Annotated in this window: 17 protein-coding genes; 4 read left to right on the plus strand and 13 right to left on the minus strand. The window is 71.6% G+C overall.

The window, feature by feature from the left end; genetic code table 11:
* The first annotated feature begins 59 nt into the window (after positions 1-59).
* A complete protein-coding gene (locus CGL27_RS39200; RefSeq protein WP_119992331.1) occupies positions 60-1,769 on the plus strand; it encodes an NAD(P)/FAD-dependent oxidoreductase in 1,710 nt (569 codons plus the stop codon).
* A gap of 56 nt (positions 1,770-1,825) precedes the next feature.
* Here CGL27_RS39200 and CGL27_RS39205 read toward each other — a convergent pair whose 3' ends face one another.
* Positions 1,826-2,524: a DUF5995 family protein gene (locus CGL27_RS39205; protein ID WP_119992332.1), complete on the minus strand. Its 699-nt coding sequence runs from the start codon at positions 2,522-2,524 to the stop codon at positions 1,826-1,828.
* Between the two features lie 88 nt (positions 2,525-2,612).
* Positions 2,613-3,497 (minus strand): NAD(P)-dependent oxidoreductase, encoded by an 885-nt coding sequence (locus tag CGL27_RS39210; RefSeq protein ID WP_119994768.1) that lies wholly within the window; start codon positions 3,495-3,497, stop codon positions 2,613-2,615.
* Positions 3,498-3,626: 129 nt separating this feature from the next.
* Between CGL27_RS39210 and CGL27_RS39215 the strand changes: the two genes are divergently transcribed.
* Positions 3,627-4,484, plus strand: a complete 858-nt coding sequence (locus CGL27_RS39215; RefSeq protein WP_119992333.1) for a helix-turn-helix transcriptional regulator — start codon at positions 3,627-3,629, stop codon at positions 4,482-4,484.
* Positions 4,485-4,496: 12 nt separating this feature from the next.
* Here CGL27_RS39215 and CGL27_RS39220 read toward each other — a convergent pair whose 3' ends face one another.
* Positions 4,497-5,879, minus strand: a complete 1,383-nt coding sequence (locus CGL27_RS39220) for a solute carrier family 23 protein (protein WP_119992334.1) — start codon at positions 5,877-5,879, stop codon at positions 4,497-4,499.
* A 121-nt stretch (positions 5,880-6,000) separates the two neighbouring features.
* Positions 6,001-7,047, minus strand: coding sequence for a LacI family DNA-binding transcriptional regulator (locus tag CGL27_RS39225; RefSeq protein ID WP_119992335.1), 1,047 nt, complete (start codon positions 7,045-7,047; stop codon positions 6,001-6,003).
* A gap of 134 nt (positions 7,048-7,181) precedes the next feature.
* On the opposite strand from CGL27_RS39225, the gene CGL27_RS52520 reads away from it, so the two are divergent.
* Positions 7,182-7,487, plus strand: coding sequence for a hypothetical protein (locus CGL27_RS52520; RefSeq protein ID WP_240450793.1), 306 nt, complete (start codon positions 7,182-7,184; stop codon positions 7,485-7,487).
* 93 nt (positions 7,488-7,580) lie between these two features.
* Here CGL27_RS52520 and CGL27_RS39235 read toward each other — a convergent pair whose 3' ends face one another.
* From CGL27_RS39235 to CGL27_RS39265, 7 genes are all read right to left on the minus strand, one after another.
* Positions 7,581-8,429, minus strand: a complete 849-nt coding sequence (locus CGL27_RS39235) for a sugar phosphate isomerase/epimerase family protein (RefSeq protein ID WP_119992336.1) — start codon at positions 8,427-8,429, stop codon at positions 7,581-7,583.
* A 143-nt stretch (positions 8,430-8,572) separates the two neighbouring features.
* On the minus strand, positions 8,573-9,472 hold the full coding sequence (locus CGL27_RS39240) for a sugar phosphate isomerase/epimerase (RefSeq protein WP_119992337.1): 900 nt from the start codon (positions 9,470-9,472) through the stop codon (positions 8,573-8,575).
* Entirely contained in the window at positions 9,469-10,416 is a 948-nt protein-coding gene (locus CGL27_RS39245) for an NAD(P)-dependent oxidoreductase (RefSeq protein WP_119992338.1), read from the minus strand. Before CGL27_RS39245 ends, CGL27_RS39240 begins: the two co-directional genes overlap by 4 nt.
* A gap of 4 nt (positions 10,417-10,420) precedes the next feature.
* On the minus strand, positions 10,421-11,638 hold the full coding sequence (locus CGL27_RS39250) for a Gfo/Idh/MocA family oxidoreductase (RefSeq protein ID WP_119992339.1): 1,218 nt from the start codon (positions 11,636-11,638) through the stop codon (positions 10,421-10,423).
* Positions 11,635-12,465 (minus strand): aldolase/citrate lyase family protein, encoded by an 831-nt coding sequence (locus CGL27_RS39255; RefSeq protein WP_240450794.1) that lies wholly within the window; start codon positions 12,463-12,465, stop codon positions 11,635-11,637. The genes CGL27_RS39250 and CGL27_RS39255 overlap by 4 nt, the downstream gene beginning before the upstream one ends.
* The gene (gene iolD / locus CGL27_RS39260) at positions 12,462-14,426 is read right to left on the minus strand and encodes a 3D-(3,5/4)-trihydroxycyclohexane-1,2-dione acylhydrolase (decyclizing) (RefSeq protein WP_119992340.1); all 1,965 of its coding nucleotides are present in this window, start codon (positions 14,424-14,426) and stop codon (positions 12,462-12,464) included. The genes CGL27_RS39255 and iolD overlap by 4 nt, the downstream gene beginning before the upstream one ends.
* A 43-nt stretch (positions 14,427-14,469) precedes the next feature.
* A complete protein-coding gene (locus CGL27_RS39265) occupies positions 14,470-15,912 on the minus strand; it encodes an aldehyde dehydrogenase family protein (RefSeq protein ID WP_119992341.1) in 1,443 nt (480 codons plus the stop codon).
* Positions 15,913-16,024: 112 nt separating this feature from the next.
* Here CGL27_RS39265 and CGL27_RS39270 point away from each other — a divergent pair, with 112 nt between their 5' ends.
* Positions 16,025-17,116 (plus strand): 2-hydroxy-3-oxopropionate reductase, encoded by a 1,092-nt coding sequence (locus CGL27_RS39270; RefSeq protein WP_119992342.1) that lies wholly within the window; start codon positions 16,025-16,027, stop codon positions 17,114-17,116.
* Positions 17,117-17,219: 103 nt separating this feature from the next.
* Here the strand turns inward: CGL27_RS39270 and CGL27_RS39275 are convergent, their stop codons facing one another.
* Together CGL27_RS39275 and CGL27_RS39280 are read right to left on the minus strand one after the other, a co-directional pair.
* On the minus strand, positions 17,220-18,101 hold the full coding sequence (locus CGL27_RS39275) for an isocitrate lyase/phosphoenolpyruvate mutase family protein (RefSeq protein WP_119992343.1): 882 nt from the start codon (positions 18,099-18,101) through the stop codon (positions 17,220-17,222).
* A gap of 108 nt (positions 18,102-18,209) precedes the next feature.
* Entirely contained in the window at positions 18,210-19,442 is a 1,233-nt protein-coding gene (locus CGL27_RS39280; protein ID WP_078639819.1) for an MFS transporter, read from the minus strand.
* Positions 19,443-19,456: the final 14 nt, after the last annotated feature.

Raw genomic sequence — 19,456 nt, forward strand, 5'->3', positions numbered from 1 at the left:
CGGCCCCTGCCGTACCCGAAACACGCTCTGAGCACCAACCAGCAAGGAATCCGTACCCCATGACGTCCACGGTGCCCACCGCCGTCCATGACGAGCAGGAAACGCAGGCCCATCAGGCCCTTCCGCCCACGACCATGTTCGGCCCGGACTTCCCCTACGCCTACGACGACTTCCTCGCCCACCCGGCGGGCCTGGGCCAGATACCCGCGACCGAGCACGGTGGCGAGGTCGCGGTCGTCGGCGGCGGTCTCTCCGGCCTCGTCACCGCGTACGAGCTGATGAAGATGGGCCTGAAGCCCGTGGTCTACGAGGCCGACCGGATCGGCGGACGGCTGCGCACCGTCGGCTTCGACGGCTGTGACGACGCGCTGACCGCCGAGATGGGCGCGATGCGCTTCCCGCCGTCCTCCACCGCCCTCCAGCACTACATCGACCTGGTGGGCCTGAAGACCCAGCCGTTCCCCAACCCGCTGGCCCCCGACACCCCCTCCACCGTCGTCGACCTCAAGGGCGAGTCCCACTACGCCCGCACCATCGACGATCTGCCGCCGGTCTACCGCGAGGTGGCCGACGCCTGGAACGCCTGCCTGGAGGAGGGCGCGGACTTCTCCGACATGAACCGCGCCATCCGCGAGCGGAACATCCCCCGGATCCGGGAGATCTGGTCGCGGCTGGTCGAGAAGCTGGACAACCAGACCTTCTACGGCTTCCTCTGCGACTCCGCGGCCTTCACCTCCTTCCGCCACCGGGAGATCTTCGGCCAGGTCGGCTTCGGCACCGGCGGCTGGGACACCGACTTCCCCAACTCCATCCTGGAGATCCTGCGGGTCGTCTACACCGAGGCCGACGACCACCACCGCGGCATCGTCGGCGGCAGCCAGCAGCTTCCGCTGCGGCTGTGGGAGCGCGAGCCCGAGAAGATCGTCCACTGGCCGCAGGGCACCTCGCTGTCCTCGCTGCACGGCGGTGAGCCGCGCCCGGCCGTGACCCGGCTGCACCGGGCCGCGGGCGACCGCGTCGTGGTGACGGATGCGAGCGGTGACATCCGCTCGTACCAGGCGGTGGTCTTCACCGCCCAGTCCTGGATGCTGCTCTCCAAGATCGACTGCGATGACTCGCTCTTCCCGATCGACCACTGGACGGCGATCGAGCGCACCCACTACATGGAGTCCAGCAAGCTCTTCGTGCCGGTGGACCGGCCGTTCTGGCTGGACAAGGACGAGATCACCGGCCGGGACACGATGAGCATGACGCTCACCGACCGGATGACCCGCGGCACCTATCTGCTGGACGACGGCCCGGACCGGCCCGCCGTCATCTGCCTCTCCTACACCTGGTGCGACGACAGCCTCAAGTGGCTGCCGCTGTCGGCGAACGAGCGGATGGAGGTCATGCTCAAGTCGCTCTCGGAGATCTATCCGAAGGTCGACATCCGCAAGCACATCATCGGCAGCCCGGTCACCGTGTCCTGGGAGAACGAGCCGTACTTCATGGGCGCGTTCAAGGCCAATCTGCCCGGTCACTACCGCTACCAGCGCCGGTTGTTCACCCACTTCATGCAGGACCGGCTGCCCGCCGACAAGCGGGGCATCTTCCTCGCGGGCGACGACATCTCCTGGACGGCGGGCTGGGCCGAGGGCGCCATCCAGACCGCGCTCAACGCCGTATGGGGCGTGATGCACCGCTTCGGCGGCTCCACCGACCCGAAGAACCCCGGGCCGGGCGATCTGTACGACGAGATCGCGCCCGTCGAGCTCCCGGAGGACTGAGCCGGTCCCAGAGGCTGTTACGCCGACGGCAGGTCGTCAGGCCGTCGGCGGGTCGCTTACGACGCTGGCAGAGGGGTGAGCAGAAAGCGCCCCACCAGGCCCACGGTCGTATCGACGCGCTCCGCGAACTCCTCCGCCAGCTCCGGCACCCCGCGCAGCCCCCACAGCGCGCGGAACGCCGCCCATGCGGCGTCCCGCGCCTTCTCCAGGCTCCAGGAGCCCACGAGATGGGTGAGCGGATCGGCCACGTCCAGCAGGTCGGGGCCGGGCATCAGCTCCTCCCGGATCCGCTCCTCCAGCCCCGTGAGCAGCGCCCCGATCCGGTCGAAATCGCCCTCCAGGGCGTCCGGTTCGAGGTCCCGGGCCCGGCAGGTCTCCAGCAGCGCGAGCGCCAGGTCATGGCCGATATGGGCGTTGATTCCGGCGAGCGCGAACTGCACCGGGCGGACCGCCGGATGGCGCCGGAGCTGGAACAGGGGCCGCCAGCAGGCGGGCGGCCGCCCGCCCGTGGCCACCGCGTCGACCGCCGCCAGATAGCGCCCGGCGAACCGCACGTCCAGCTCCTCGGTGGCGGACGGGTCGTGGAAATACCCGTCCGTGAGCCGGCGGCCGACCTCCTCGGTGACCGACAGATACACCCCGTTGAAGACCGCCACCCCATCTCCCGGCGGCAGCGCCGCGCCGAGCGCGCTCATGCGCGCCACGACGCTCTGCACGGTGCGCGGCGCGAGCCGCGTGTGCGTGGGCATCGTCATGGACGCCAGGGTGGCAGGCCGGACCGGGCGCGGTCCCGCCGTACGCCGCCGCTTCCCCTGGACGGTCTAACGCCCCGTCAACCGGCTATCACAGCACCCCCGCGTCGCGGGCCGTCCAGATCGACGGATACAACGGCCGCCAGCCCAGCTCATCGCGGAGCCGGAGGTTGGAGGTGATCCCGGACCAGGGGTCGTCGTCCGTCCGCCCGGTCATGCCCTCGGGCAGCGGCACACCGCCGATCCCGTGCAGTTCGACGACGGTCGCCGGGGCGTCGTCGACGATGTTGTACTTGCGGCCCGACACCGAGCCGCCGGCCGTGCCGCCCGGTGCGCGCAGCAGCCGCAGCAGCGCCTGCGTCGCATCCGCGTGGTGGACCATGGCGAGCCGCTGGCTCCCGGCCCAGTCCTTCGCGAGCGCCAGGAAGTTCGCCACATGCGGATCGCCGTCCCCGTACACGAAGGCCAGGCTGCCGATCCGCAGATCGAGGCCGTGCTCGCGGTGCAGCGCCAGCAACTCCCGCTCCGCCTCCGCCTTCGAGGCGGGGTACGCGCCCCACAGCACACCGCCGGGCACGCTCTCGTCGTCCTCCGTGAACGGCCGGCCGCGCGAGGCGCCGTACACCAGATTGGTGCTGACCTGGAGGAACCGGTTCGTCCCGGCCTCGACCGCGGCCCGTCCGAGAGCGACCGCCGCGTCCCGGTTGACCGCCCACGCCTCCTCGTCCGGCACCCCGCGGAAGGCCGCCGCGATGTTGGCCACCGCATGCACCCCCTCCATGGCCCTCCGCAGATCCTTCTCCTCGCGCAGATCGCCCACCGTGAGCTGCGCGCCCTGGGCCGCGAAGGGCGCACCGCGCTCCTCGTCGCGCACCAGCACCCGTACCTCGGTACCGGCCGCGGGCCGCTCCAGCAGCCGCTTGGTGAACCGCCGTCCCACCTGGCCGGTCGCACCCGTCACCAGAATCAAGGGCATCAGCATCCGCCTTTCGTCTCGTTCGCTCGGCCTCAGCCTGCGACGGTCTCGGCGGGGCCGGGAGAGACCTCCCCATCCAGGGATCGGCAGACCCTGGATACGCGACGCGGGCGGGGCGACCATGGGAGCGTGCATCGATCGGAACTCGCCGACTTCCTGCGCCGCTGCCGCGCCCGCCTCGGCCCCGCCGAGGTGGGCCTGACGCCCGGCCCCCGGCGCCGTACGCCCGGACTGCGCCGGGAGGAGGTGGCCCAGCTCGCGGGCATGTCGCCGGACTACTACACCCGGCTGGAGCAGGCCCGCGGCCCGCGCCCGTCCCGCCAGATGCTGACCGCGCTGGCCCGGGCGCTGCGGCTCACCGACGACGAGCGCGACTATCTCTTCCACCTGGTGGGGGAGGAGCCGCCGCGCGACCGCAGCACCTCGGGGCATGTGCGGCCCGGTCTGCTCAGGGTGCTGGACCGGCTGTACGACACCCCCGCCCAGGTGATCACCGACTGGGGCGAGGTGCTGGCGCAGAACGCGATGGCGGCGGCGCTGGTCGGCGACATCACGGCGCGGCCGCCCGGCGACCGCAATATCGTCCGGAGCTTCTTCACCCGGCCCGAGGACGCCTCCGGCGCCCCCGGGATCTTCCCGAGCGAGGAGATCGAGGAGCACGCCCGGCTGCATGTGGCCACCCTCCGGGCCGTGCTCGCGGCGCGTCCCGACGACCCGGGCCCGGCGGCCCTGGTGGCCGAACTGCTGTCGGTGAGCGCGGAGTTCGCGGCGCTGTGGGAGGACCATGAGGTGGCCGTACGGCACTCCACGGTCAAGCGGTTCATCCACCCGGTGGTGGGCGCGATGGAGCTGGACTGCGAGGTCCTGCTGAGCTCGGAACACGCCCAGCGGCTGATTGTCCACACCGCCCGCCCCGGCACCGAGTCCGCCGAGCGGCTCGAACTGCTCCGGGTGCTGGGCCTGCAGGACCTCGCCCCGCAGGGGTGAGTCCGCCGGCGGTCAGGCCGGGCGGTCGTCGTCGTATCCGCTGGTGCCCGCGTCCAGCAGGGGCTCCTGCGGCTTCAGATGGGCCGGGGCCAGGGCGCGCAGGACGTGGTAGCCGAACAGCACCACGATGGTGCCGAGGGCGATCCCGCCCAGCTCGAAGTTCTGGCCGATCTTCAGGCTGACGCCGCCGACGCCGATGATGACGCCCGCCGCGACCGGCACCAGATTGAGCGGATTGCGCAGGTCCACCTTGTTGTGCACCCAGATCTGCGCACCGAGCAGCCCGATCATGCCGTAGAGGATGACGGTGATCCCGCCCAGCACCCCGCCCGGCACGGCCGCCACCACCGCGCCGAACTTCGGGCACAGCCCGAAGAGCAGCGCGAAGCCCGCGGCGGCCCAGTAGGCGGCGGTGGAGTACACCCGGGTGGCCGCCATGACCCCGATGTTCTCGGAGTACGTCGTATTGGCCGGGCCGCCGACCGATGTGGAGATCATGGTCGCCGCGCCGTCCGCGGCGATCGCCGTGCCCAGTTGGTCGTCGAGCGGATCGCCGATCATCTCGCCGACCGCCTTCACATGCCCGGCGTTCTCGGCGATCAGCGCGATCACGACCGGCAGCGCCACCAGCACCGCCGACCAGTGGAAGCTGGGCGCGTGCAGGGACGGCAGACCGATCCAGTCCGCCTTGCCCACGCCGGACAGATCCAGCCGCCAGTGGTCGGTGACCCGTCCACTGCCGTCGATCGAGTGGATCCTGCCGAAGACGCGGTCGAAGACCCAGGACACCGCATAGCCGAAGACCAGCCCCAGGAAGATCGCGATACGTGACCAGAAGCCCCGCAGACAGACCACCGCCGCCCCGGTGAGCAGCATCGTCAGCAGCGCGGTCCACTGATCGGCGGGCCAGTACGTACCGGCGGTCACCGGCGCGAGATTGAACCCGATCAGCATGACCACCGCGCCGGTCACCACCGGCGGCATCGCCGCGTGGATGATCCGGGCGCCGAATTTCCGCACCGCCAGACCGCTCAGCAGCAGCACCCCGCCGACCACCAGGATCGCCCCGGTGACGGCCGCGCTGCCGCCGCCCTGCGCCCTGATCGCGGCGGCCACGCCGACGAAGGACAGGCTGCACCCCAGATAGCTGGGGATCCGGCCGCGGGTCGCCAGCAGAAAGAGGATGGTCGCGACGCCGGACATCATGATCGCGAGGTTGGGGTCGAGCCCCATCAGCACCGGGGCGACGAAGCTGGCCCCGAACATGGCCACGACGTGCTGTGCGCCGAGTCCCGCCGTCCTCGGCCATGACAGCCGCTCATCCGGCTTGACGACGGCGCCGGGGGCGGGGGTACGCCCATCACCGTGCAGGGTCCAGCGCACGCCGAGGCCCATGACTGCTCCACTTCATCGCTACGGGGAATTCGCAGCAATGTTAGTTGGCCGAAAATATGCGCCGTGCAGCTATGTGGGGGTGCCCTCGGTGACGTCCTTGCGCGAAGGCTCACAGCGGGTTTCAGGGAACGACCGGCACGGACGGAGCGCCTGGTGGCAGGTTGAACGGCGTGACCACCTGGATCGCCGAGGGCAGCGCGGGGCCGTCGTCGGGGAGTGCCTTGTGGGCGCGCATGATGATCTGGCAGGTGCGGCGCATGTCCTGGCGCAGGTCGTGGTGGAGGACCGCGGAGAGGCGGTGCTCGCGCAGCAGGCGGGTGTTGTCGTGGTCGAGGTCGTGGGCGATGAACACCGCGCACTCCCGCCCGAGCGCCTCGAAGGCGTGGAGGGTCGCGCGGTTGCCGCCGCCCACGGAGTAGACGGCGATGATGTCCTGGTCGCGCTTGAGTGCCTCGAGAACGAGGTCGTGCTGGGTGGCGTCGAGGCCGTCGCTGTCGGTGACCTCCACCAGGGAGCGTCTGGGCTCGGCGAGACGCATGGCGCTGCGGAAGCCCATCTCGCGTTCCTCCTCGCCCCTGAAGGAACCGCGGCTGACCGTGGTGAGCACGTTGCCGGGCCGCTTGCCCAGCCACTGTCCGAGGAGGTAGGCGGCGGTGGTGCCCGCCGCGCGGTTGTCGATGCCGACGTACGCCAGGCGGGCGCTGTGGGGCAGGTCGGTCACCAGAGTGACGACCGGGATGCCGGCCGCGACCAGGCGGCCGACCGCGGCCGCGATCTCCGGCTCGTCGGGGGCCTTCAGTATCACGCCCTGCGAACCACGCTTCGCGATCTTGTCCAGGGTTGCGATCAGCTCCTCGGGAGGGCATGCCTCCCGGAAGTGGAAGCGCGAGCGCACGAGAGCGGGATGCAGGGAGGGCAGTTCGGCTTCGAGCGCGTCCCGTACCGCGGTGGAGAACCGCTCCGGTGTCTGCATCACGATGTCGATCATGAAGGTGCGGCCCCCGAGCCGGACCTGGCTCTGCTGGCGGTCCAGGTCCTTGATGGCTTCATGCACCTCCCTGATCGTGCTCTCCGTCACGTTGCCCCGCTCATTGAGGACGCGGTCGACCGTGGCCGTGCTCAGTCCGGCCTGGCGGGCGATTTCCCTGATCGGGTAGCGGTGTCGCATGACTGGTCCCAAGAGCTGATGATGGATTTTTGATGCGCTGACAAGCATTGAATGATGGGTCGAGTTCTCAAGACTGGCAGAAACCCACGGACCGCGAAAGGCTCGGCCGAGCGGTTTGAAAGGACACAGCGCTCATGGGACTGCTCGAGGACAAAGTCGTCCTCGTCAACGGCGGCAGCCAGGGCGTCGGCGCGGGCATCGTGCGGGCGGACCTTTCCGATCCGGCGCAGGCGCGCAACAGCGCCGTACGAACGCCTCGGGGCCACCGCCGCCGACTCTCCCGAGGCTCTGTCGCCGCCGGAGTCGACGGCGTCGTGATCGCCGCCGCGACCGACGCGCACCCACCCGCCTACGCGGCCGTCTCCGGCGGCATCTTCCGCGACCGCGGCGGGTACGGCTTCGACATCGTGCGCTGGGTGACCGCGCCGCGAGGCGGGTGACGTCGACACGGCGTCCGCCCTGTCGCTCCGTGAGCACCGCCCCGTACGACGCGACGAGGTGCGCACGTGATGACGGACGAGCCCCTGCGGCAGCTACTTCACCAGCGTCGCGGCAGTCCGGTACGCCGCTGCGGCGGCCTCCCGCACCGGCAGCGCACGGTGCGTGTCGGAGAGGATCTCCACACCCCAGGGGCCGTTCCAGCCGGCGGTACGGAGCGCGGTGATGATCCCCGGGAGGTCGAAAGAGCCCTCTCCGCACAGGCGACGGCGCCGGACCGTGTCCTCGAAAAGAGTGCCGACGACCTCGCTGTCGGCGTCGTTGAGCTCCACCCCCACGATCCGTGACCCGGGTACGACCGCCAGTTCGGCGGGTGGGGTGTGGGCGCGCTCGGTGTGCCAGACGTCGATGATGAGGCCGCCCGCCGGGTGACCGGCCGTCTCGACGAGCCGGAGTCCGTCGTGCACGGTCTTGAGGTTGGACCAGGGCAGGAACTCGATCCCGAGCCGGGCGCCCACCCCGTCGGCCTGCGCCGCCAGCGTGGCGAACTCCTCGGCCCAGACGTCGAGGTCCCAGGGCTCGTCCGCCACGTCGGGCCCGATCTTGAGGGTGCGTGCGCCGAGCGCCTCGATGGCGCTCAGGAGGCCGCTACGGACGGCGTCCGACGCGGCCCGCCGCGGTCCGTCGGCCCACCAGTCGGCCAGCAGCTCCAACTCGATGTGGCTGATCCCGTTGTCCTCGAAGAGGGACCGGAGGCCGGCGAGCCCGTATGCGCGCTCGGCCTCCACCAGGTCCGCGTACAACAGCCCGAAGCCCGTGAACCCGGCGCCGCCCGCCGCTTCCGCACGTTCCCGCAGGCTCAGCGGACTGCGTTGGTCATCCTGATCGGGAGCGGCGTCGCCCGCGGTGGTCCAACACGTGGCCAGAAATTCGTCAGCGGTCATCTATATTTCCTGGATTCCTCATGTTCGGAAAAAGGAGCCGGCACGCAACGAATGGCAATTCCAAGAACGGGCAGCAGGTCGCCCCGGAATTCTTGGATGCCCCGCGCGTGCCGGTCAATCCCTCAGAAGACATCAAATACACATCAGGCCCGTGCGGGCGCGAGACCACGCAGCACCATGCGCAGATGCTCGGCGCTGGCCCACACATCGTCGACCGGCGCCTTTTCCTTGGGCTCCTCGGTCAGGATGGTGTCCTGTTCCAGGACGTACCAGCCGTCGTAGCCGCGTGCGCTGAGGTGGGCGACGATGGCCTGGACGTCCACGTCCCCCGCTCCCAGCGGGAGGTACATGCCCTTGCGGACGGCCTCGGTGTAACTGAGGTGTCCGGACTGGACCTTGGCGGCGAGGGAGGTGTCCACATCCTTCATATGGGTGTGGGCGATCCGCTCGGGCGCCTGGCGGGTGAGCTCGGCCGGGTCGGTGCCGCCGATGAGCAGGTGCCCGGTGTCGAGGCAGAGCGAGATCGCCGAGTGCTCCAGGACGCGTCGGACCTCGTCGCCGTTCTCGATCATCGTGCCGACGTGTGGGTGCAGGACGGCACGTACGCCGCGCTCGGCGGCGAGCCAGGTCAGCCGGTCGAGGTTGGACAGCAGCAGCTTCCAGCCGTCGGCGTCGAGTTCGGGGCGGGAGTCGTAGCCGTCCTGGCCGGTGACGGCGGACAGGACGAGGACTTCCGCGTTCGAGGCGGCGTAGCTCTCCAGAAGCTGTTCGACCTCGGGCAGCGGGTCGTGTCCGGGCACGTGCAGCAGCAGTGGGGTGAAGCCGCCGACCGCGTGGAGGTCATGGTGGGCGAGAACCCGGGCCATGGCGTCCGGCCGGCCGGGCAGGAAGCCTTCGGGACCGATCTCGGTGGCGGACAGGCCGACTTCGCGCATCTCGTTCAGCACCCGCTCGGGCGTCAACTGGTATCCCCAGCCGGGGACTTCGCATACGCCCCAGGAGATGGGCGCGCCGGCGATCCTGTTCAGGGGTGAGGTCGTCATGCCGTGGCCTTTCGATGGTTCCGGTCGGGGTCGGCGAGCGCGGCCGGCGGGCGGCCCGCGAGGACGTCCGCGACACCGCGGGCGGCATCGCGGAAGGTCAGGGTCATCGCCCGGCGCGTCATGCCCATCAGGTGGGGGGTGAGGACGACGTCGGGGTGGTCGAACAGCGGATGGTGACGGGCCGGCTCGGGGTCGAACACGTCCAGTCCGACGCCCGACAGCCGGCCCGACTCCAGGGCGGCCAGGGTGGCGTCCGGGTCGAGCAGGCCACCGCGGCCGCAGTTGACCAGGATCGCCCCCGGTTTGACGTGGGACAGCAGCCGCTCGTTCACGAGGTGCCGGGTGCCCTCGACAAGCGGCGTGTGCAGGGTGAGCACATCGCTCGACTCGGCCAGCTCACCGAGGTCGGCGCAGGCGAACTCCGGCGGTGGAGGGCTGAACGGGTCGTAGGCGAGCGTCCGCATGCCGAAGGCGGCGGCGAGTTCGCCCACTCGGCGGCCGATGCGGCCGTAGCCGACGATCCCGAGGGTGGCGCCGTCCAGGTCGCCGACCGGTACGGCGTTCCGCTCGGCCCAGCGGCCGTCCCGTACCAGGTCGGTCAGCGGTCTCAGCCGCTTGGTCAGGTGCAGGGCCATGGCGAAGACGCCCTCGGCCACGGCCCGGCTGCCGCTGCCCGGGGTGATGACCACGGGGATGCCACGGGCGGATGCCGCGGCCACGTCGACCAGGTCGACGCCGACGCCGGTGCGGGCGATGACCCGCAGCCGTGGCGCCCGCCGAAGGAGGTCCTGGTCGACCCGTCGGTCGGCGCGGACGATGGCGCCCTCGGCGACCGCGAGGTCATCGGGCGTGGGATCGGTGACAAAGGTGACCCGCTCCCCGAGGACGGGGCCCACCGTGTCGGCATCGACGGGGCCCAGGGCCACTACGACGTGCTCGGACATACGATCAACTCCGCGCCGGATGGCCGAAGGCCGCCCCCGGCACCACGGGCACCGGCTGCCAGGAGCCGCTCGCCGCGGAGGCCGCCGCCGTCGCGATCACCTCGGCGACAGCGTGGGCGTCCTCGATCGTCGAGTTGTGGTGCTCGATGCCGGCCACGGCGGCCAGGAACTTCTTGGCCTCGATCACCTTGAGGTCGTCGTAGCCCATGCTGTTGCCGGGGCCGGGCTGGAAACTCGCGTAGTCGCCCAGGTGGCCGTTGCCGAGCACGGTGGTGTAGCCCTGGTGCGGGCCACCGCGGCCGAGGGCGATGCGCAGCTCGTTCATGCGCTCGAAGTTCCAGGTGACCGAGCCGTCGGTGCCGTAGATCTCGAAACCGATGCCGCACTGCGGGCCGACGATGACGCGGGACGCCTCCAGGGTGCCGACGGCGCCGCCCCGGAAGCGGGCCAGGGCGGCGCTGTAGTCGTCGTTCTCCACAGGCGCCATCTCACCGTCCTCGATCACCGCGAAGTGCGTGCCCGAGCCCATGGGCAGAATCGGGCGCTCGGTGTAGACGGCGCTGGTGAGGGCGGAGACCTCGTCGATCGGGGCGACGACATAGCTGACGAGGTCCACGACATGGCTCATCAGGTCGCCGAGCGCGCCGTGCCCGGCCAGGTCCCGCTTGAAGCGCCAGGACAGGGCGCCCTTGGGTTCGGAGGCGTAGCCGGAGAAGAAGGTGGCGCGCACGTTGGTGATACGGCCCAGGCGCCCCTCGGCGATCAGCTCGCGGGCCCGCTCCACGGCGGGGGCGTGCCGGTAGTTGTAGCCGATGGAGGTGACGACTCCCGCCGCGCGGGCCGCGGCGGCGACCTCGGCGGTCTCCTCGGCACCGCGCCCGACGGGCTTCTCGATCCAGAAAGGCTTGCCGGCCTTCGCGGCGGCGATGCCGATCTCGTGGTGGAGGAGGTTGGGCGCGCAGATCGAGACGACCTCGACATCCGGGTCGTCGAGGACGGCGCGGTAATCGGTTGTGGCCTTCGCGTAGCCGAGGACGTCACGGGCGTAGGCCGCGCGGTCCTCGGCCGTGTCGGCGGCGTGCACCAGGCGGGGCTTGATGCCCAGCTCGGGGTAGACGGACGGCAGGGCCTGGTAGGCGCGGCTGTGGAGCTTGCCCATCCAGCCGACGCTGATCAGTCCGACGCCGATCTCGCGTGCGGCGCCCGGGGTGGTGGGGGTCATGATCGTGTCTCCTGGGAGTCCGGGGAGTCCTGTGGCCGGGGCCGGGCCCGGCCGAGCGCGGCGGACAGGGCTGTCGCGAGCAGGGTCGAGTCGGAGCCGATGGCGATGAACGTCCAGCCCTCGGTCCGTTTCGCGGCCGCGGCCGCCCCGTCGGGGACGAGGAGTCCGCATGCCTTGCCGTGCGCGGCAGCGGCCTCCCGGACGCGCTCCAGAGCTTCTCGATAGACCGGTGCGGTGAACTCGCCGGGCACGCCGAGGTCGTGGCTGAGGTCACGGGGGCCGACGAACAGGACGTCGACGCCGTCCAGCGCCGCGATCGCCTCGACCTCCGCCAGGGCGCTCGCCGACTCGATCTGGACCACACCGAGGATCTCGCCCTCCCGGTCCAGAGCCCCGGCATCGAGTCCGAAGCGGCACGCCCGGTTGTAGGTGGCCACGCCCCGATCCCCCGCGGGCGGGTACCTCAAGTGCCTTAGCGCTTCCCGGACTTCGGCCGCCGTGTCGAGGCGGGGCAGCATGATCCCGGCGGCGCCCAGGTCGAGGACGCGGCCGATGCGGATACGAGCCGCGGACTCCACCCGTACGACGGTCGGGACGCCGTAGGCCGCCGCCACGGGGACGGTCGCACGGGCCTGCTCCTCTCCTCCCGCACCGTGTTCGAGGTCGAGCAGCAGCCAGTCGGCCCCGGCGGCGGCGCACACCTCGGCCGTGACCGCGGAAGCGGTGCCCACGAAGGTGCCCATGGTGGCCGCACCGGACGCGAGCCGGGTGCGCAGTCGGCCGTGATCCAAGGGGGAGCGGTTCAGATCCAGGGAAGAGCGGTTCATCCGTACCACCTCTGGGACGCCAGACCCTCTTCGTACTCGCCGCGCAGCCGCGCGACCGCTTCCTGCTCGGAGACCTCGGCCGGGGCCACGTCCCACCACACACCGGCGCCGGGAAGGTCGGCGTGCGGGATCACGGGGACCACCAGGACGACGGGGCCGTCGTGGTCGCGGGTCTCGGCCAACGCGGTACGTACCTCGTCGGCGGTGGTGGCGCGGATCGCGCGGGCCCCGAGGCCCGCCGCGGTCCGGACGAGGTCGACCTGGAGGTAGTCGCCTTCCAGGCGGGCGGGCTTGCCGGAGCCGATCTCCAGGCCGCCGTCGCGGTAGCGGAACTCGTTGCCGAACTCCCGTCCGTTGCGCAGCATCTGGAGCCGGTGGATGACCTGGTAGCCGTGGTTCTCCGGGATCACGATCGTGACCGGGAGCCGCTCCTGGGCGGCCGTGACCAGCTCGGTCGGCGCCATGAGGAACGTTCCGTCGCCCAGCAGGGACAGCACCCGCTTCGACGGGTCCGGCTCGGCGAAGCGGACACCGATCGCGGCGGGCAGCTCGTAGCCCATGCAGGAGAAGCCGAACTCCAGGTGGGCGAACCGGCCTTCGGTGGCGTCCCACACCTTCAGCAGGTCGCCGGGCGGACCGCCGGCGGCGGCGATGATCGTGTCGCCGGACCGCGCGTGCTCCTGGAGCAGGCCGATCAACTGGCCCTGGCTGAGGGCCGCGTCGGTGTCGCACACGACGTCGGAGCCGTCGGGCAGCGACGTGAAGTCGAAGGGGGTGTCCGGGTCGAGCGCGGCGGCACGTCGCTCCCGCCACCCCTCGTCCAGGGCGCGCACCCGCTGCCGCCAGTTGGCCGGGGTGGTGGTGCCGTTCGCCCGTACGGCGTCCGTCAGCGCGGCCAGCGCCCGCTTGGCATCGGCCACGATGCCGGTCGCGCCCAGGCGGCCCGCGTCGTTGACATTGACGTTGATGCTCGCGAAGCGCACGTCCGGGTTCTGGAAGACGGAGTGCGAGCCGGTGGCGAAGTCCGTCAGACGCGAGCCCACGGTGAGCACGAAGTCGGCTTCCCGGGCAAGGGCGTTGACCGCCGGAGTGCCCTCGAGGCCGATGCCGCCGAGCTGCCACCAGGCGCGGCGCTGGATGGCGCCCTTGCCCGCGAAGGTCTCCGCGACGGGAATGCCCGCCGCGTCGGCGAGTGCCTCCAACTCCTCGGTGGCACCCGAGTGCACGACCCCGCCACCGGCGATGATCAGCGGCTTCTCTGCCTCGGCGAGCATCCGCGCCACCGCCGCGACCTCGTCGGCATCCGGCGCCGGGCGGCGGATCGGCCAGTCGCGCTCGGCGAAGAACTCCGCCGGGTAGTCGTAGGCGTGGGACTGGATGTCCTGCGGGAGGGAGACGACGACCGCGCCGGTGTCGACATGGGTGAGGGCCCGCATCGCCGCGGGCAGCGCGGTCAGGAGCTGCTCCGGCCGGGTGATGCGGTCGAAGAAGCGGGAAACGGGCCGGAAGGCATCGTTCACCGAGGCGTCGGCCTCCACCGGGTGTTGCAACTGCTGGAGTACGGGCCCCTGGTGACGGGTCGCGTAGGTGTCGCCCGGCAGCAGCAGGACAGGCAGCCGGTTGACGGTGGCGAGGCCCGCCCCGGTCACCATGTTGAGAGCGCCCGGGCCGATGGATGCGGTCACGGCGAGGGCGGCGTGCCGCTTGGTCGCCTTGCCATAGGCCGTCGCGATGTGGACCAGTGCCTGCTCGTTACGGCCCTGGACGAACGGGAGTCGGTCGCTGAGCTGGTCGAGGGCCTGGCCGAGACCGGCCACATTGCCGTGGCCGAAGATGCCCAGCGCGGCCGGTATGAGGCGGCGGCGGTGGCCGTCGGCCACGGAGTACTGCCGGGACAGGTAGGTGACGACGGCCTGGGCGACGGTGAGGCGCACCGCGCGCCGCTGCGTCCGGTCGGTCATGAGTCGGCTCCTGATCGGGGGTGGGTACGGGGACGCGGCCGGGTCACCAGGGGCGGCCGTGCAGGACGACGGTCTTGACCTCGGTCATCTCGCTGACCGCGGCGCGGGGGCCTTCCTTGCCGTAACCGCTGCCCTTCAGACCGCCGTAGGGCATGAGGTCGGCACGCCACAGAGGCGTCCAGTTGATGTGGACGGAACCGGCGTCGATCTCCCGGATGGCCCGGACCGCGCCGGCCACGTCGGAGGTGAAGATGCCGGCGCCGAGGCCGTAGGCGGTGCCGTTGGCCTGGGCGATGGCGGACTCCCAGTCGGCGGCCGGGCTGACGGCGACCGCCGGGCCGAACAACTCCTGCTGACTGAAAGGGGAGTTGGGATCGACATCGGTCACGACGGCCGGGGTCACCACGGTCCCGTCGCGCTCGCCACCGGTCAGGACGCGTGCGCCGTCCGCCCCGGCCTGTGCGATGGCCCGCTCCACCCGTTCCGCCTCGGCGGTCGTGATCAGGGAGCCCATGGTCGTCTCGGGGGACGACGGGTCCCCGGTCCGGATGGCCCGGACCTTGGGGACGAGTGCGTCGAGGAAGTCCGCGGTGACCTCGGGGTGCGTGATCACTCGCTGGACGGAGATGCACACCTGCCCGGCGTTGACGTAGCCGCCCAACGCGACGGCACCGGCGGCCAGTTCGAGATCGGCGTCGGGCAGTACGACGACCGGGCAGGAGGCGCCCAGTTCGAGGGAGAGCTTCTTCACCCCGGCGACCCGCGCGATGTGCTCGCCGGTCGCCGTCGATCCGGTGAAGGAGATCTTCCGTACCCGCGGGTCGGTCACGAGGGCGTCCCCCAGCACCCCGCCGGAGCCGACGAGCACCGAGAGCACGCCCTCGGGTAGCCCGGCGTCCACGAAGCACTCGGCGAGCTCCAGCGCGGTCAGTGGTGTCGCGGTGGCCGGCTTGAGGACGACCGCGTTGCCCGCCGCGAGCGCGGGCGCCAGTTTGTGGAGCACGAGCAGTGCGGGGTAGTTGAACGGCGTGATGGCCACCACGACCCCGCACGGCTGGCGCAGCGTGAAGCCCACCTTGTCCTGGCCGGTGCCGCGGTTGGCGTCCAACGGCAGCGTCTCACCGTAGAGCTGGGTGCCCTCGAAGGCCGCGAGACGGATCAGGTCCCCGGATCGCGACGCCTCGCCGGTGGCCTCGGTGATGGTCTTGCCCGACTCCGAGCTGATGGTCTGCGCGATCTTGGCGGCTCGCTGGTCGGCGAGCTCCGCCGCACGCAGCAGGATCGTCATCCGCTCGTGAGCGGGGGTACGCCGCCATACCCGGGCACCCCGCTCCGCCGCCGCCAGGGCCACCTCGACGTCCTCGGGGCCGGCCACCCCCACGGTGCCGACGGTCGAGCCGTCGAAGGGCGACGTCACATCCCGGGTCCGTCCCGGCCCTGCCGACGCTTGCCACTGGCTTCCGATGAGTAGTTCCGCGGGCGCCATCGCCTTCTCCCTTCCGAAACCGTCAAGGCTGGTCCGTGACTCTCCGAGGAGTCGCGAAAGACCTCTCGCAAGGTCGAAGAAGTACTGATCAGCCAACGGCCAGCCCGTTCACATGGCCGCAACGGTAGGCGGGCCGCGGGGCATTACTGAAGGGGTGGAATCCATCATTACCACCTCATTGGATGCATCATTTTTCCATCATCGGTGCCATCGGCGCGCTCACCCCGGGGTGGACCGTGCACGCTGTCGTAGCACCCCCTCCCGTCACACTCGACGAGCAGAAGGAAGCGCAGACCACATGGCTACGTCAGCCGCCCAGTCCCGCACCATCGCCTTCATCGGCCTCGGCATCATGGGCTCTCCCATGGCAGCCAACCTCGTCCGGGCCGGGCACACTGTCAGCGGATACAACCGGAGCCGTCCGGCGGTGGACCGCCTCGTCGCGGCGGGCGGCCAGGGGGCGGACAGCGCCGCCGCGGCAGTCGCCGACGCGGACGTGGTCATCACGATGCTCCCCGCGGATCCGCAGGTCGCCGAGGCCGTGCTCGGTCCGGACGGCCTCCTGGCGCACGTCCGCACCGGCACCCTCCTCATCGACATGAGCAGCGTCAGCCCACAGACAGCCGTCACGATCGCCGAGGCGGGCCGTGACAAGGACGTCCGGGTCCTGGACGCCCCCGTATCCGGTGGCGAGGCCGGCGCCATCGATGCCGTGCTGTCCATCATGGTCGGCGGCGACGCCGAGGACTTCGCCGACGCCGAACCGCTCCTGCGTGCTCTTGGGACGACCGTCGTCCACGTGGGCCCGCACGGAGCGGGCCAGACCGTCAAGGCCGCCAACCAGCTCATCGTCGCGGCCAACATCCAGGCCCTGGCGGAGGCGGTCGTGTTCCTGGAGAAAGCGGGTGCCGACCTTCCCTCCGCACTGGAGGTCCTCGGCGGCGGCCTGGCGGGCTCCACCGTCCTCGCCCGGAAGCGGGACGCCATGCTGAACCGGGACTTCAGGCCCGGCTTCCGCATCGACCTGCACCACAAGGACATGGGCATCGTCACCGACGCCGCCCGAGCCGTCGGAGCCGTCCTCCCCCTGTGCTCCCTGACCGCCCAGCTGATGGCCTCCGCCCGCGCCAACGACGACGGTGCGCTGGACCACTCCGCCCTGCTGCGCGGCGTCGAACGGCTCTCGGGCCGAGCTGTGGACTGAGACCCGCGGAGGTGGCGGGCCCCAACGTCCGGCAGCGGTGGCGGTGCCGGATCGCACGCGGGGCCCGTAACTGCTCCACTCGGTCGAAATATGCGCCGTGCGGCTATGCGGGGGTGCCCTCGGTGACGTCCTTTGCGAAGTCCTCGGCCAGTGACTGTGCCTCGGTGTAGGAGGGCAGGCCGGCGGTCTGATGGGCATGGGCATGGGCGGGGGCGTCGGGGTGGGCGATCGTCCAGGCCAGCTCGACGGCGCGGTCCAGGGCGGCCCGGAAGAGCAGCGAACCGCAGCTGATCCGCCGCACCCCGAGCTCCGCGAGCCGCCCATAGGTGTGGCGGCCGGGGGTGAAGAGGATGTTCAGCGGGGTTTCGCCGAGGTCGTCGGCCAGTGCGCCGATGTCCTGCTCATCGGTGAGCGCGGGCACGAAGATCCCGTCCGCGCCCGCTTGCACATACGCCTCGATGCGCTCGGCGGTGGTGGACAGCGAGGGCGGGGTGGCGCCACCGATCGCGGCGAGCCAGTGGGTGTCGGTCCGCGCGTTCACGAACAGCCGGGGCACCCGCTCCTTGACGGCCGCGAGCACCGCGCACTGCCGGGCCAGGGGCGCGAGGGTGCCGTCGGGGCGGCCGTCCTCGATGTTCACGCCGACCACCCCGGCCCGGTCCAGCTCGGCCGCGAGCGCCGCGACCTCCTCGGGCCGCTCGCCGAACCCGCCCTCGATGTCCACGCTCACCAGCGCCGGGAGCCGGGCGATGCCGCGGGCGAGGGCGAGGGTCTCGTCGCGGGCGGCGCCCGTCGCGTCCGGCAGCCCGGCCGCCGCGGCCACGCCGAGGCTGGTGGTGCCGATGGCGGGGAAGCCGCGCCGGACGAGGACGGCGGCGGAGGCGTGGTCCCACGCGTTGGGCAGCAGCAGGGGCCGCTCGCCGTGGTGGAGCCGGCGGAAGGCGGTGTGGCGGTCGGGCGCCGGGGCGCCGCTCTTGTCGCTCATATCACCGACCGTAGGGCCGGATCACTTCGGCGCACACCGAACAGTGGCGCCGTCGGGGATCGGCGCGTTATCCCGCCCCATCCCGCCCCGCGCCCCGCCCCGCCCCCGTCAGGGCAGCGAGGCCCGGGAGGCAGACGGATCGGGGTGCGAGGCGGGGTCCGTGGTGTCGGTCTCCGTCGGGGTCCGCAGCACCCCCGCTCCCGCCACCAGCCCCAGCGTCAACGTCGTGACCAGGCAGAACGAGATCGTCAGCGAGGTCAGGTCCGCGATCGAGCCCATCGCCGCCGGAGCGATCAGACCCGAGGTGTACGTGATCGTGGCGACGCCCGCGATGGCCTGGCTCGGGGCCGGGCCGCTGCGCCCGGCGGCGGCGAAGGCCAGGGGCACCACGACCGCGATGCCCAGGCCGATGAGGCCGAATCCGGCGATGGCGAGCGCGGCACCGGGGGCGGTGACCACGAGTATGCCGCCGGCGGTGGCGAGGAGGCCGCCGGTTCGTACGGTCCGCACCGGCCCGAAGCGGCCCACCACCGCGTCCCCGATGAGCCGGGCACCGGCCATCGTGCAGGAGAAGGCGGTGGTGCAGGCGGCGGCGATACCGGGGGAGGAGTCCATGACGTCGCGCAGATAGACCGCCGACCAGTCCAGGCTCGCCCCCTCGGCGAAGACCGCGCAGAAACCCACAGCGCCGATGATCAGTGCGGAGCGGGGCGGGAGGGCGAACCGCGGCGGCGGGTGCTCCTCGGGGGCGCTGCGCAGGTCGAGGACCCAGCGGCAGGCCACCGCGCCGAGCACCGTGAGGACCCCGGCGGCGATGCCGAGGTGGAGCCGGGCGTCGGCCTCGGCGTGCGCGGCGATCGTGCCCGCCGCCGAGCCGATGAGCGCTCCCGCGCTCCACATGCCGTGCAGCCCGGACATGATGGAGCGGCCGAGGCGGTTCTCGACCTCCACACCGAGGGCGTTCATGGCGACGTCGGACGTCCCGGCCGTCGCGCCGAAGACGAAGAGCGCACCGCACAGCCAGACCAGCCCCGGCGCCAGCGGGGGCATCACCAGCCAGGCGGTCCACAGGGCGAGCAGTCCGCGCAGCGCCGCGCGGGCGCCGAAGCGATGGCTGATCCGCCCGGCCAGGGGCATCGCGAGCGAGGCCCCGATGGCGGGAAAGGCGAGCGCGAGGCCGAGTTGACCGGCGCTGAGGTCCAGCCGCTCCTGGATCCAGGGGATACGGGTGGCGAAGTTGCCGGTCACCGCGCCGTGCACGGCGAACACCGCGGCCACGGCGATCCGCGCCCGCCGTACCGGGCGCATCTCGGACGCCCCCGCTTCCTTGAGCCTGCCCATACCTGTCGCACCCT

It is taken from the genome of Streptomyces sp. 11-1-2 (assembly GCF_003595545.1).
Taxonomy (GTDB): Bacteria; Actinomycetota; Actinomycetes; order Streptomycetales; family Streptomycetaceae; genus Streptomyces; species Streptomyces hygroscopicus_B.